Annotated in this window: 12 protein-coding genes and 1 tRNA gene; 6 read left to right on the top strand and 7 right to left on the bottom strand. The window is 71.0% G+C overall.

All coding sequences use genetic code 11. The annotated features are described in order from the left end of the window. Nucleotides 1-91 precede the first annotated feature (91 nt). The 3 genes from ACTFTM_RS22800 to ACTFTM_RS22810 form a co-directional block, all read right to left on the bottom strand. Nucleotides 92-1,258 (bottom strand): branched-chain amino acid ABC transporter substrate-binding protein, encoded by a 1,167-nt coding sequence (locus tag ACTFTM_RS22800; protein ID WP_449562511.1) that lies wholly within the window; start codon nt 1,256-1,258, stop codon nt 92-94. A gap of 209 nt (nt 1,259-1,467) precedes the next feature. Then, nucleotides 1,468-2,649 carry a hypothetical protein gene (locus ACTFTM_RS22805; RefSeq protein ID WP_449562512.1) on the bottom strand — a complete coding sequence of 394 codons (1,182 nt, stop codon included), beginning with the start codon at nt 2,647-2,649 and terminating at the stop codon, nt 1,468-1,470. Nucleotides 2,650-2,699: 50 nt separating this feature from the next. Further along, nucleotides 2,700-3,323 (bottom strand): ANTAR domain-containing response regulator, encoded by a 624-nt coding sequence (locus ACTFTM_RS22810; RefSeq protein ID WP_355049623.1) that lies wholly within the window; start codon nt 3,321-3,323, stop codon nt 2,700-2,702. An 83-nt stretch (nt 3,324-3,406) separates the two neighbouring features. Here ACTFTM_RS22810 and ACTFTM_RS22815 point away from each other — a divergent pair. From ACTFTM_RS22815 to ACTFTM_RS22825, 3 genes are all read left to right on the top strand, one after another. Beyond that, nucleotides 3,407-3,489, top strand: a tRNA-Leu gene (locus tag ACTFTM_RS22815). A gap of 31 nt (nt 3,490-3,520) precedes the next feature. After that, nucleotides 3,521-4,270, top strand: coding sequence for a transcriptional regulator (locus ACTFTM_RS22820; RefSeq protein ID WP_449562513.1), 750 nt, complete (start codon nt 3,521-3,523; stop codon nt 4,268-4,270). Between the two features lie 183 nt (nt 4,271-4,453). Then, entirely contained in the window at nt 4,454-5,104 is a 651-nt protein-coding gene (locus ACTFTM_RS22825; protein ID WP_449562514.1) for an NAD-dependent epimerase/dehydratase family protein, read from the top strand. Here the strand turns inward: ACTFTM_RS22825 and ACTFTM_RS22830 are convergent, their stop codons facing one another. After that, nucleotides 5,105-6,283 (bottom strand): trans-sulfuration enzyme family protein, encoded by a 1,179-nt coding sequence (locus tag ACTFTM_RS22830; RefSeq protein WP_449562515.1) that lies wholly within the window; start codon nt 6,281-6,283, stop codon nt 5,105-5,107. It abuts the gene before it with no gap. 83 nt (nt 6,284-6,366) lie between these two features. On the opposite strand from ACTFTM_RS22830, the gene ACTFTM_RS22835 reads away from it, so the two are divergent. Beyond that, complete coding sequence (locus ACTFTM_RS22835) at nt 6,367-6,846, top strand: Lrp/AsnC family transcriptional regulator (RefSeq protein WP_449562516.1); 480 nt, start codon at nt 6,367-6,369, stop codon at nt 6,844-6,846. A gap of 12 nt (nt 6,847-6,858) precedes the next feature. Beyond that, nucleotides 6,859-7,950: an LLM class flavin-dependent oxidoreductase gene (locus ACTFTM_RS22840; RefSeq protein WP_449562517.1), complete on the top strand. Its 1,092-nt coding sequence runs from the start codon at nt 6,859-6,861 to the stop codon at nt 7,948-7,950. Nucleotides 7,951-8,100: 150 nt separating this feature from the next. Here ACTFTM_RS22840 and ACTFTM_RS22845 read toward each other — a convergent pair whose 3' ends face one another. Further along, nucleotides 8,101-10,386, bottom strand: a complete 2,286-nt coding sequence (locus tag ACTFTM_RS22845; protein WP_449562518.1) for a rhamnogalacturonan lyase family protein — start codon at nt 10,384-10,386, stop codon at nt 8,101-8,103. Between the two features lie 237 nt (nt 10,387-10,623). Here ACTFTM_RS22845 and ACTFTM_RS22850 point away from each other — a divergent pair, with 237 nt between their 5' ends. Then, complete coding sequence (locus ACTFTM_RS22850; protein ID WP_449562519.1) at nt 10,624-12,063, top strand: pyridoxal-dependent decarboxylase; 1,440 nt, start codon at nt 10,624-10,626, stop codon at nt 12,061-12,063. Between the two features lie 386 nt (nt 12,064-12,449). Here the strand turns inward: ACTFTM_RS22850 and ACTFTM_RS22855 are convergent, their stop codons facing one another. Continuing rightward, nucleotides 12,450-13,460 carry a sulfite exporter TauE/SafE family protein gene (locus ACTFTM_RS22855; protein WP_449562520.1) on the bottom strand — a complete coding sequence of 337 codons (1,011 nt, stop codon included), beginning with the start codon at nt 13,458-13,460 and terminating at the stop codon, nt 12,450-12,452. 132 nt (nt 13,461-13,592) lie between these two features. Further along, nucleotides 13,593-14,057, bottom strand: a complete 465-nt coding sequence (locus tag ACTFTM_RS22860) for an RrF2 family transcriptional regulator (protein WP_449562521.1) — start codon at nt 14,055-14,057, stop codon at nt 13,593-13,595. Nucleotides 14,058-14,238 lie beyond the last annotated feature (181 nt).

Here is a 14,238-nt window from a genome sequence, read left to right on the forward strand (position 1 = left end):
TGCGTTGAGCCGATGCGGCCGGGGTTAGGCACCCCGACCGCATCGAAACAACTCTGTTCGTCACGCCCTCAAACCTGTGACCCTGACGGGATCAGGCCTTCGGGATCTCCACGTCCGGAGCCCACGCGCCGGCCTTCGCCTTGAAGGCCCACACCTTGACCTGGGCCGGGTCCAGCTCGCCGTTCGGCTCCCACTTGTAGGTCACGCCAGAGGCGGAACCGGCCTTGTTGTAGGTGGAGAGGAAGGCCTGGATGTCGGTGCGGGTGGTCTTGCCGGCCTTGATCGCCTCGAGGTAGATGTTGGCCAGGTCGAACGCCACGTCCGCGTACACGCCCGGGTCGACGTTGTACTTGGCCTTGAAGTCGGTCACGAAGGTGCCCTTGGCGGCGGTCGCCGGGCCACACGGGCAGGTCGCGATGGTGCCCTCGACGTCCTTCTGACCAGCCACCGACAGCATGTTGGCGTCGTTGATGCCGTCACCACCGATAAACGTGCCGGTCCAGCCCGCAGCCCGGAGCTGCTTGAGGAACGGCGCGGCCTCCTCGGTGTAGCCCGCGTAGAACAGCACCGTCGCGCCGCTGGTCTTCACCTTGGAGATCTGCGCGCCGAACTCCTGCGCGTTGTCCACGACCTTGTCGGTACCGATGACCAGCGAGCCGAGGCCCTTCTTGGCCTCGTCGGCCAGACCCGCGCCGTACGCGGACTGGTCGTCGATGACGAACGCCTTCTCCGCCTTCAGCACGTTCTTGATGTAGCTGGCAATCGCCGGGCCCTGGGAGAAGTCGTTACCGACGCCCCGGTGGAAGACCTTCCAGCCCTTCTCGGAGAGGCTCGGCCGCGTGGCCGACGGGCTGATGCTGGGAAGGGTCGCGGTGTCGAAGATCGGCAGTGCGACCTCGCTCTCACCGGAGAACGCCGGGCCCACCATGCCGACGATCTTCGAGTCGGCGACCGCGCTGGTCGCCAGACCGCCGGCCAGGTCGGCCTTGCCCTGCGAGTCGAACGCCTGGACGCTGACCTTGCAGTCCGCGTTCGCCGCGTTGTACTTCTCCACGGCCAGGTCGGCACCCTGCTTCATCGGGGTGACCAGGCCGGCGTCGGCGCCCGAGAGCGCCCCGAAGAAACCGATCTTGAGGTCGCACGCCTTGCTGGCGGAACCACCCGACGTGCCCTCGTCCTTCTTACATGCGCTGGCGCCGCCGGCAACAAGCGCCACGATGGCGACGCTGCCGAGGACGCGCACGAAGTTTTGCCTCAAGGCTGGAACCCTCCTCCGTCCAGAAGCCCGCTGGCGGCCTGGCAGAACGCCAAGGCCACAACGGACCGGACCGTTCACCCGGTCTGGGCCGGGACGTTATCCCACAACCACTACTCCCCGTAAGGTGTCGTAGGCGGCATTGACTCAACCGTTACCAGAAGCGGAGAACCTCGCGTTTAGATGTCACATCGGCGCCTGTCGACAACTCGTCAGACGGGCTCGAAGGGCGCGAACCACACGCGCGCCGCCACCCCGTCGTCGACGGTGACCACCATCCGACCGCCTGCCGCCGCAACCGCCGCCGATGTGTCCCCACCAGCGGAAACGTGACCTGGAAGGGCCACCGGCACCCACGACGAGGCATCCGCGGCGGACCGCCACAGCCGATGCCCGTCGGTCGCCACCGTCATCGCCAGCACCACGTCACCACCGGCGGCGGCCGACTCGACCCCCGCCACCGCGCCGGCGCCCGTCGATCCGAACTTCGCGACAGCCCGCCATTCACCCGCGGCAACCGTCGCCTCAGGCGACCATTTCCAGGCCTGGAACGCGCTCCCCCGCACCCCCAGCGCGTACACCACGGCACCCACCCGAACCAGACGCTGCACGACCTCGTCCGCGCCCGTCGCCGGCAACGCCAGCCGCGTCCAGGCCCGGCCGTCAGCCGACGACCAGACGTAGGGATCACGGTCGGCCCGATCCGCCGGCCGGCCGCCGCCACCGACCAACCATCCGTCGGGCACCGCCACCACATCCGTGGCGATCGTCGTCAACCCCGCATCACTGGCCAACCCCGGAGCGTCGTCCACCAACGCGAAGCCGGCCGCGTCCGCGGAACGCCACACCGCCGCCCCACCCGTACGGGCCCCCGCGATCAGCCACCCGCCAGCGCCACCCGCGATACGGCTCGCACTGACCGCCTCCGGCCCGCCGTACAGCTCAAACTCCGCCGGCACCTCGGTCAGACCACCGTCGGCGTCCTGCCGCCACGTCCGCACCCGCGGATTGCCGTGCGCGCCGCCCGACCGCGCCCCGATCACAGCGATCCGATCCTCGGAACACCCGACGGCGTAGAGGATCACGCGCTCGCCGTAGTAACTGATCGGACGCAATGACAACGCCGTCCACACGCGACCGTCCACACTCCGCCACGCGGCCGGCCGGGTTCCGCCGTCCGGAGCGCCCACCGCGCCCACCGCGACCCAGCGATCCGCGCAGACGGTCACGTCCCGCACGATGAGCCGACCCGGCGAACCCGGGGGGACCGGCAGATCCGCCATCGCCCACAACGGCCGGACCGGCTCGGGACGCGGGTCGTCGTCCGTGGCGCGGCAGCCCGCGAGCAGCGTGACGACAACCCCGAACACCGCGACCGCACGCCGGACCGACATATAGCCGATGCTATCGATCCGATCACCCGCCGCCGAGCGACGAACAGCGGTCAGACGCTCGGCTGCTGCGCCACCTCGCCGCCGGCGGTCTCCGCGAGGATCCGCTCGGCGACCTCCTTCATGGTCATCCGGTGGTCCATCGCCGTGCGCTGGATCCACTTGAACGCCTGCGGCTCGGTCATCCCGTACGTCGTCATCAGCGCGCCCTTGGCGCGCTCCACCGTCTTGCGGATCTCCAGGCGGTCGGTCAGGCTCGCGACCTCGGCCTCCAGGGCCGCGACCTCCGAGTACCGCGACAACGCGATCTCCACCGCCGGGACCAGGTCACTCTTCTGGAAAGGCTTGACGAGGTACGCCATCGCGCCCGCCGCCCGCGCCCGCTCCACCAGATCCCGCTGGCTGAACGCGGTGAGGATGATCACTGGGGCGATCCGCGCGCCCGCGATGCGCTCGGCGGCGGCCAACCCGTCCATGATCGGCATCTTGATGTCGAGGATGACGAGGTCGGGCTTCAGCTCCTCGGCGAGGCGCACGGCGGTCTCGCCGTCGCCGGCCTCCCCCACCACCTCGTAGCCCTCTTCGACCAGCATCTCGGCGAGGTCCAGCCGGATCAGCGCCTCGTCCTCGGCGATCAGCACGCGCCTGCGCTCGGCATCCGTCGGCGTCTCAGCCACCAGCCCTACCCCCACCATCGATCACTGCACGGTCACCACCCATGCTCCCGCATGAGAGTAGTCGGGTACAGTGAGCGTCACCCGCCGGGATGGTGGAACGGCATACACGGAAGTCTCAAACACTTCTGCCCGAAAGGGCTTGCGGGTTCGAATCCCGCTCCCGGCACTTTGTCATACACGTGTTCGATGATGCAGGGGTGCATCCACCGCAGATGCGGGCACGCGCCCGCGCCCTCCGCGCTCGGGGACAGAACATCCAGTCAGTAGCCCGGGCGCTCTCCCTGCCCTACACCACGGTCTGGCACTGGTGCGTCGACCGACCCGAACCAGCGAAGTTCGGCACAGAGCTGCGATGCTGCCGCTGCTCGCCTGATGTCGGCAATCCGACCGATCCCGAGACGTACGCCTATCTGCTTGGCCTCTATCTCGGCGACGGCCACCTGGTCACCACTGATCGGGTTCCGGTCCTGCGCATCTACTGTTCCGACGCCTGGCCCAACCTGATCGACGCCTGCGATGACGCCATGCGGGTCGTCCTCGCCAACAAGGTCCAGCGCATCCAGAAACAGGGCTGCGTTGCGGTGCAGAGCACCGGCAAGCACTGGCCCTGCCTGCTCCCTCAGCACGGTCCCGGGAAGAAGCACGAGCGGCCGATCGTCCTGGCCGACTGGCAACGGCCGATCATCGAAGGCCACCCCGGCCACTTCGTACGCGGCCTGTTCCACTCCGACGGCTGCCGCGTCGCCAACCGGGTGACCGTGCGGGGCAAGGAGTACGTCTACCCGCGCTACATGTTCGTCAACGAGTCGACCGACATCATGGGGCTCTGCCAGTGGAGCCTGGACCTGCTCGGCGTCGACTGGCGGATGAACCGCCGCAACTCGCTGTCGGTGGCGCGCCGGGACGCGGTCGCCACCCTCGACCGACACGTAGGACCAAAATCCTGACCCACCCCACCCCCAACCCCACCCGACCCACCCGGCCCGGCCCGGCCCGGCCCGGTCGATCATGAGGTTATTGGGCCGACACGCCGATGTCGCAGGCAAAAACTTCATGATCGACCGGCGTGGGGACGGCGACCCGCATGTGCGTGGGAGCCTTGCGGGGTCCACGACGAAGGGTGGGTTCTGATGCGGGTGGTCATCTTCGGGGCGACCGGCATGGTCGGTCAGGGCGTGCTGCGGGAGTGCCTGCTCGCCGAGGACGTGCGGGAGGTGCTCACCGTCGGTCGCCGGCCGACCGGTCAGCGGGACCCGAAACTGCGGGAGCTGACCGTCCCCGACGTGGGCGACCTGGAGTCGGTACGGGCGGAGCTGACCGGCGTCGACGCCTGCTTCTACTGCCTGGGGGTCTCGTCGCTGGGTCTGGACGAGGCGGCGTACACCCGGGTCAGCTACGACTACCCACTCGCCGCGGCGCGGTTGCTGGCCGAGGTGAGCCCGCAGGTCACGTTCGTCTACGTCTCCGGCGTCGGCACCGACTCGACCGGACAGGGCCGGGTGATGTGGGCGCGGGTGAAGGGGCGCACCGAGAACGCGATCATGGACCTGTTGCCGAACGGGTACGCGGCGCGTCCGGGGTTCATCCAGCCGACGTACGGGGCGGTGTCGCGGACGCGGGCCTACCGGATCGGGTACGCGGTGACCCGTCCGCTGTTCCCGGTGTTGCGGCGGCTGCTGCCGAACCAGGTGACGACGACGGACGGGATCGGCCGGGCGATGCTGCGGGTGGCCCGGGAGGGCGCGCCGACCCGGGTGCTGGGCAACCGCGAGCTGCGCTGATCAGGCGATCGTGTCGAGCGCCTGGGCGAGGTCGGCGCGCAGGTCCTCGGGGTCTTCGAGGCCGACGGAGAGGCGCAGCAGCGCGCCGTCGGGCTTCGCGTCGCCCTCGACGGGTCGGTGGGTGAGCGAGGCGGGGTGCTGGATGAGGGTGTCGACGCCGCCGAGGGACACGGCGTGGGTGATGAGCCGGCAGGCGGCGGCGACGGTGGCGGCGGCGGGCGCGCCGCCGCGTACCTCGAACGCGAGCAGGCTGCCGGGTCCGGACATCTGTCGGCCGACGAGCGCCGCCGGGTCGTACACCGAGGGGTGGTGGACCCGGTGTACGGCGGGGTGGTCGGCGAGCCAGCCGGCGAGTTTCTCGGCGGTGGCCTGTTGGGCGCGGACCCGCAGCGGCAGAGTTTGCAGGCCGCGGTGCAGGAGGTAGCCGCCGAGGGGGTGCAGGATCGCGCCGGTGACGGCGCGGACCTGGCGCAGGCGGGTCGCCCAGGCCTCGTCGCAGGCGACGACGCCGGCGAGGACGTCGCCGTGGCCGCCGATGCTCTTGGTGGCGCTGTGTAGGACGAGGGCGGCGCCGTGGCGGGCGGGTTGTTGCAGGACGGGGGTGGCGACGGTGTTGTCGACGAGCAGGGGTACGTCGCCGGCGGCGGTGGCGAGGGCGGCGATGTCGACGAGGTCGAGGGTGGGGTTGGCGGGTGTCTCGATGACGACGAGGGCGGTGTCGGGGCGGATGGCGGTGGCGACCTGGTCGGGGTGGGCCCAGGTGACGGTGGTGCCGAGCAGGCCGGTGGCGAGGACGTGGTCGGTTCCGCCGTAGAGGGGGCGGACGGCGACGATGTGGCGGTGGCCGTCGCGGGTGGCGGCGAGCAGGGTGGCGGTGAGGGCGGCCATGCCGCTGGCGAAGGCGACGGCCTGGTCGGTGCCTTCGAGGGTGGCGAGGGCGGTTTCGAAGCGGGCGACGGTGGGGTTCCAGAGCCGCTGGTAGACGGCGCTGGCGTCGGCGGGGAGGGTGCCGCCGGTGGCGAGGTGTTCGTAGGCGTTGCCGCCGTCGTCGACCGAGGGCAGCGGGTTGGTGGTGGAGAGGTCGATCGGTGGTACGTGCACGCCGAGCGTGCGCAGGTCGTCGCGGCCGGCGTGTACGGCCCGGGTGTCCACCGTCGTCATGCGGGTAGGGTCGAACATCTGCCGGTGGGCGGGCAACAGTTTGGTGGATGATTCTGCCGAGGGGCCTGGTTTTGGCCGGCGATTCGGGGCAGGATGCTCGGATGCCCCCTGAGCCGAACGATGTGCGGCGGTATCCGCCCCTGGACGAGGTGGACCGGGCGATCCTCGCCGAGTTGGTGGCGGACGGCCGGTTGCCGAACAACGCGCTCGCCGAGCGGGTCGGGGTGGCGCCGTCGACGTGTCTGGCGCGTACGCGGGCGCTGCGTGAGCGCGGTGCGATCCGGGGTTTCCACGCGGAGGTGGACCCGGCGGCGCTGGGTCTGCCGTTGCAGGCGCTGGTGTCGGTGCGGTTGACGGCGCACGAGCGGGCGGCGGTGGACGCGTTCCGGGCGCGGTCGGTGCGGCTGCCCGGGGTGGTGTCGGTGTTCCACGTGGCGGGCGCGGAGGACTACGTGCTGCACGTGCGGGCGGCGTCGGGTGACGCGTTGCGGGATTTCGTGCTGGACCATCTGGCGGTCGATCCGGCGGTGCAGCACACGCAGACCAGCCTGATCTTCGAGCAGGCGCGTGGGGTGGGCTGAGCGGCGCTCGGAATGAACGGGCAGGCCCGGGAGTTGGCACTGCGTGTGATCACCGTACCGTTGTCTGTTCTTGATCTTGCACCGGTCGCGAGGGGCGCCACCGCCGGTGACGCCCTCCGTGCCACCACCGAGTTGGCCCGGCGCACCGAGGAGCTGGGCTACCGCCGGTTCTGGGTGGCCGAGCACCACAACATGCCGGCAATCGCCAGCTCCGCGCCGGCGGTCCTGCTGGCGCACCTGGCGGCGAACACGTCGACGATCCGGCTGGGTTCGGGCGGAGTGATGCTGCCTAATCACGCGCCGCTGGTGGTCGCCGAGCAGTTCGGCACCCTGGAGGCGCTGCACCCGGGCCGGATCGACCTGGGTATCGGCCGGGCGCCGGGCACCGACCAGGTCACCGCACTGGCGCTGCGGCGCACCATGGAGGGACTGTCTGCCGAGGGTTTCCCGCGTGAGCTGGCCGACCTGATGAACTACTTCAGCGGCGAGAAGCCGGGTCAGATCGTCGCCACCCCGGGACGGGGCGAGCAGCCGGCCGTGTGGCTGCTGGGGTCGAGCGGCTTCAGCGCCCAACTGGCCGGTCTGCTGGGTCTGCCGTTCTCGTTCGCGCACCACTTCAGCTCGGCGAACACGCTGCCCGCGCTGGCGCTGTACCGGCAGAACTTCCGGCCGTCGCAGTGGCTGGACAAGCCGTACGCGATGGTGGCGGTCAACGCGGTCTGCGCCGACACCGACGAGCGCGCCGAGTGGCTGGCGGGACCGAGCGCGCTGTCGTTCCTGAAGTTGCGCTCCGGTCGGCCGGAGCCGCTGTCGACGCCGGACGAGGCGGCGGCGTACCCGTACTCGGAGTTCGAGCGGGAGTTCGTGCTGCAACGGCGCGAGGGTCAGGCGATGGGCTCGCCGGAGACGGTGCTGCGGCAGCTCACCGAGCTGCAGGAACGCACGGGCGCGGACGAGCTGATGCTCACCACGCTGGTGTACGACGTGGCCGACCGGGTGCGGTCGTACGAGTTGATCGCCGAGAAGGTGCCGGGGGCCTGCGTCGGGACGCGTGAAACACGATCTTCACGTCAGCGTCACTCCCGCGACCCGGACGGTGCCTAATGTTGGTGCCGGTGGTGGTACGGCATTCCCGGTCGGGACGGGTCGGGAATGCCGCGGTGTGGAGCACCGGGCTGCAGCTGTGCGGATTCCGCGGCTGCGGCCCGGTGCCTGCCACCTTAGGCGAACGCGATCAGTACCGCCAGGGTCGGATCAGCGTAGGTAGATGTTCGGGGTGGGTGGGCTCGGCATCTGGTCGCCGATGAAGAACCCCGGGTGTGGCGGCTGGTTGTAGGCGGTGTTCTGCCACGCGATCGCCACCCGGTACTGCGGGTCGTGCATGAGGGTGTGGATCCGGGTGCTGGTCGGAGTGGGTGTGCTGTAGATGCGCAACGCCCGGCTGTCGGTGGTCCGCCAGATCACCTCCTCGCGCCAGTCGCCCAGGATGTCGCCGGAGAGCGACGGCGTGGACTTGGTGCCGTTGTTGGACGCGACCCCGCTGCCGTCGAGCAGCCGGGTCTCGCCGCCGGTGCCGTACTTGTCGATCTTCGTGGCGTCCAGCAGCTCGCGGACCGGGTCGCCGTCCCACCAGGCGAGGAAGTTCGTCGACGACGGCTTGCGGCCGATGTTCTGCCCACGGGTGTTGGCCAGTCCGGAGACCGCCGCCGACCAGGACTCCGCGCCGGGGCTGCCGGCCCAGATGTCCGCCGAGACACCCCGGCCGTTGTCGCCGGAGGCCGGCGTGGACCACAGGATCTGACCGGTACGGGCGTCCGCGAACCAGGAGCTGGGCTTGCTGGCGTCCTCGTCGACCTTGAACACCTCCAGGCCGGCCCGGCCCGGGTCCAGGTCACCCACGTGCATCGCATCGCCGTGCCCGTTGCCCGTCGAGTAGAGCAGCCGCCCGTTGTCGTCGATGGTGGCGGCGCCGTAGACGATCTCCTGGCGGCCGTCAGCGTCGACGTCGGCCACGGAGAGCTGGTGGTTGCCCTGGCCGGCCGCCGCGCCGTTGCCGGAGGAGTTCGAGTCGAACGTCCAGCGCTTGGTCAGCGACCCGTTGCGGAAGTCCCAGGCCGCGATCACCGCGCGGGTGTAGTAGCCGCGCGCCATGATCAGTGACGGGCGTTGGCCGTCCAGGTACGCGGTGCCAGCGAGGAACCGGTCAACCCGGTTGCCGTACGAGTCGCCCCAGGACGACACGGTCCCGCGCGGCGGGTCGTAGTTGACGGTGGAGACGATCGCGCCGGTCTGGCCGTTGAACATGGTCAGGTACTCCGGGCCGGACAGCACGTAACCGCTGGAGTTGCGGTAGTCCGCCGACGACGAGCCGATGAGCTGACCGGTCCCGGAGCGGGTGCCGTCGGCCGTCTTCATGGCCACCTCGGCGCGACCGTCGCCGTCGTAGTCGTACACCTGGAACTGGGTGTAGTGCGCGCCGGCCCGGATGTTGCGGCCCAGGTCGATGCGCCACAGCCGGGCGCCGGTCAGGGTGTACGCGTCGACGTAGACGTTGCCGGTGTAGCCGGACTGGGAGTTGTCCTTGGCGTTCGACGGGTCCCACTTGAGGACGATCTCGTAGGTGCCGTCGCCGTTGAGGTCACCGACGGAGGCGTCGTTGGCGCTGTAGGTGTAGTTCTCTCCGCTGGGGGTGGTGCCGCCGGCCGGCACCTGCAGGGGCACGTCCAGGTAGCCGTTGGCGAACTGCAGAGCCGGCGCGGACGCCGCCTGCTCGGCGCCGCCCACCACGGCCCGCACGGTGTACGTCGAGCCGGCCGCCGCGCCACTGTCGAGGTAGTTGGTGGCGCCGGTGATGGGGTTGGCGTTGACCCTGGTCGAGCCGCGGTACAGGTTGAACGACACGCCCGAGGTCTCGGTGCCGAGCAGCCGCCAGGAGACCAGGTTGCCGTTGCCGGAGCGGACGCTGACCAGCCCCCGGTCGAGGTTCTCCATCTGTTTCGCCCCGGCCGGAGGGTTGGTGGGCGGCGGCGTCGTCGGCGGTGGGGTGGTCGGCGGAGGCGTCGTGGGCGGTGGGGTGGTCGGCGGTGGGGTGGTCGGGGCCGGCGTGGTCGGGTCGCCCGTGGGGGGCGCTCCGGTGCAGGTGACGCCGTTGAGCGTGAAGCTGGCCGGCGCCGGGTTGCTGCTGGTCCAGGAAGCGTTGAACCCGAACGAGGCGGTGCCGTTGGTGGCGAGCACGCCGTTGTAGTCGACGTTGCGCGCGCTCACCTGCGCCCCGGACTGGCTGACGGTGGCGTTCCACGCCTGGGAGATCTGCTGGCCGGCGGTGTACGACCAGGCGAGGGTCCAGCCGTTGACCTCCTCGCCGAGGTTGGTGATGGTGACGTTGGCGCCGAAGCCGCCCTGCCACTGGTTGGTGACCTGGTAGTCGACGCGGCAGCCGACGGCGGCGGCCGAGGCGACGACCGCGCCGACGGCGCCGGCCACGACGGCTGCCGCCGTCGAGGCGGCGAGCACGGTCAGCCGTTGTCTTGACGGGTGCATGAACTGCCTCCGGGGATCCGGTGGTGATCGCTCTGGCCCACCTGCCCTGCCCGGGTGGCACGGTGGACGGTCCGCCGCGGCGGCGACGAACGGCGATCTGGTCGGGGGTTGACGCCCTGGTACTCGGATCCGGCTCAGCCGCATCGTAGGGCAAGCGCTTTCCGGTCCGCAATATCGACGGCCGTCACCCCGTACGGCTCTTGACCGTCCCCCACGCCTCCTGATCGACTCGACCGGATGAGCGCCCCGCACATGGACCCGGACGAGTTCCGCCGCGCCGGCCACGCCGTCGTCGACTGGATCGCCGACTACTGGACGACACTGCACCAACGACCGGTCACCTCCGTCGACCCGCCGGGCACGGTGGCCGAGGCCCTGGCGGGCTCGCCGCCCACCACGGGCGGCGAACCGGTCGAGGCGGTCCTCGCCGACCTGGACACCATCGTCCTGCCGGGGCTGACGCACTGGCAGCACCCCGGCTTCTTCGGCTACTTCCCGGCGAACACGTCCGGACCGAGCCTGCTCGGCGACCTGGTCAGCTCCGGGCTCGGAGTGCAGGGCATGATGTGGGCGACGAGCCCGGCCTGCACCGAGCTGGAGACGGTCATGATGGACTGGCTGGCCGAGCTGCTCGACCTGCCGTCGCGCTTCTCGTCGACCGGGCCCGGTGGCGGCGTCATCCAGGACTCGGCGTCCTCGGCGACCCTGGTGGCCACCCTCGCCGCGCTGCACCGCGCCAGCGCGGGTCGCTGGCGCACCACCGGCATCGACCGGCGCTACCGCGCGTACACGTCGGTGCACGGGCACTCCTCCATCGAGAAGGCCGCGCGGATCGCCGGACTGGGCGCGGACGGGGTCCGGACGCTCAACGTGGATCCGGACACCCAGGCGCTGCGCCCGGACGCGTTGCGCGCCGCGATCGAGGCGGATCTGGCCGCCGGAGACGTACCCGCCATCGTGGTCGCGACGATCGGCACGACCTCCACCACCGCCATCGACCCGGTGGCGGAGATCGGGGCGATCTGCGCCGAGTACGGCGTCTGGCTGCACGTCGACGCGGCGTACGCGGGCGCCGCCGCCGTCTGCCCCGAGCTGCGCTGGTCGCACGCCGGCCTGGAGTACGCCGATTCCTACTGTTTCGACCCGCACAAGTGGCTGCTCACCGGCTTCGACTGCGACGCGTTCTGGGTCGCCGACCGCAGCGAGCTGGTCGAGGCGCTGACCGTGCTGCCGGAGTACATGCGCAACGCCGCCTCGGAGTCGGGAGCGGTGCTCGACTACCGGGACTGGCAGGTGCCACTGGGCCGGCGGTTCCGCGCCCTGAAGCTGTGGTTCGTGCTGCGCTGGTACGGGGTCGAAGGGCTGCGGGCGCACATCCGCTCCGGCGTGGCCCTGGCCGCCCGGTTCGCCGACCACCTCCGCGCCGACAACCGGTTCGAGCTGGCCGCGCCGCACCCGTTCTCACTGGTCTGCTTCCGGTTACGGACCGACGACGACACGAACACCGCACTGCTGGCCTCGGTCAACGCCACCGGGCGGGCACACCTGACCCACACCCGGGTGGCCGGCCGGTACACGCTGCGCCTGGCCGTCGGCGCACCACAGACCACCGAGGCGCACATCGACGAGACGTGGACGCTGCTCGCCGAGGCAGCGGACAAGCTGTTGGCCCGCTGACAGCCCGGGCGCTACCGCCTGCCCGATCGCCACCGATCGACGGGCCCCGCCAGGTCGCCGATGTGGCGGCATCACGGCGCGGTGACCCCGCCAGATCGCCGACGTCGCGGCGTCGCCGCCTGCAGACACCGCCACATGACCGATCCGCGGTCGACCTTCCGCCGCGACGGCGGCAGAGGAGCCGCGTCCCGGGCTGCCGCTCGGCAGGGCTGATGGCCGGCGGCAACGCCGCATCTCCCCCCGGGTGGGGGCGAGGACTCACATGAGCGTGATGCCTGTGAGTCATCTTGATGACTCACAGGCATCACGCTCACTACAGGGAAGGCACCCGCCGCGAGCACCGACGGGTGGCTGGGGAGATTCGCCCCAGCCAGCCGTCGCGCGGGTCAACGCAATCCCGGCGTTCCCGCCACGCTGAGATCGGCCGGTGTGCTACCGGCGGCAGCGCTGGGGATGGCAGAGACCGACTCAGGAAGCACCGGCAATCCAGCGGCGGGTGCCATGGCCGTCACGGTGGCAGCGGCGGCGGTGGCGCGGGCTCGGCGGGTACGGCGCAGGGCCCGCACGGCGAAGAACAGCGCGGTCAGCCAGCCGGCGGCCAGCAGGGCGTACAGGGTGGGGCGGAGCGGGCCGTCCAGCTCGGCGGACCGGATCAGGGTGCGGGCGTTGGTCAGCACGATCACGCCCCCGACGGCCGCCCCGAGCAGTTGCGCGGGAACGATACGTACCAGCCAGGCGGCCAGCGGAGCCGCGATGAGCCCGCCGATCAGCAGGGCCACGACGGTGGGGAGCAGGAACCCCTCCGTGCCCAGCCCGATCAGGAAGCCCACGCTGGCGGCGCCGGCGACCACGAACTCGGCGGTGTCGACCGAGCCGATCACCTTGCGGGGCTCCATGCGCCCGGAGACCAGCAGCGCGGGTGTGGCCACCGGACCCCAGCCCCCGCCGCCCGTCGCGTCGACGAAGCCGGCGACCAGGCCGAGTGGGCCGAGGAAGCGTCCGCGCAGCCGTCCGCCGACCCGGCCGGTACGCAGCGGTCGGGCGAAGCGCACCAGCAGGTACGTCCCCAGGGTGAAGAGGATGGCGGCCATCCACGGCGCGGCTGACTCGGTGGAGATCGAGCTGAGCAGGGTGGCGCCGGCGAACGCGCCGATCGCGCCGGGCAGCGCGATGCGGGTCACCACCCGCCAGTCGACGTTGCCGAATCGCCAGTGCGCGACCCCGGCGGCGAGCGTGGTGCCGATCTCGGCCAGGTGCACCGACGCCGACGCGGCGGCGGGAGCGACCCCGACGACCAGCAGCAACGTGGACGAGGTCAGCCCGTACGCCATGCCGAGCGAACCATCGATCAACTGCGCGACGAGCCCGACCAGAGCGAGGACCAGCAGCTTGCGCACGAGCGCCCCCTGACTTTTCGGTATCTCCTATCGACTTGGTCGACAATGCGGCACGGTGGAGCCGGGGTCAAGTGTCTGATCGGTGGATGGGACGCCACCAGGTCGACGCCGAGGCGTCAGCCCGGGGAGAGGTCAGATCCAGGCGCGCGGGTCGGCGGCCAGCTCGATGACCCGCGCGGGCAGCGCCCCCGCGGCCACGTCGGCGACGCTGACCAGCTCCAGGATCTCGCGCTCGCTGGCGCGCAGCGCGATCCAGACCTCCTGGAGGGCACGCGCCGGACCGTGGTAGCCGAGCTGTTCGGGGCGCTGCCCACGCACGTGCGCGAGCGGCCCGTCGATCACCCGGATCACCTCGGCGAGCGAGATCTCCTCGGCCGGGCGGGCCAGCCAGTAGCCACCCTCCGGACCGCGCTGGGCGTGCACGATGCCACCCCGGCGCAGCTGCAACAGGATGCTCTCCAGGAACTTCGGCGGGATCTCCTGCGCACGGGCGATCTGGTCAGCGGTGACCGGCCGACCTCGCCCGGGGCCGCTGGCCGTCGCGGCCAGCTCGGCGGCCGCGCGGAGGGCGTAGTCGACCCGGGCGGAGAGACGCATGCCGGCAAGGTTAGCCCGCAGGTCATCCGCCGGTACCGGCGACCCTCGGCCGATCGGTCACGCATCGACGAACAACCAATAACGCGGTACGCCGTGATCCACTACCTGGTGGGGCCCGAAAGGCCGATTCGAAGCGTCCTTATGCTGGGCGGGCGGAATGCCAGTCCGACCGGTTTCTTGG

It is taken from the genome of Micromonospora sp. RB23, assembly GCF_053585025.1.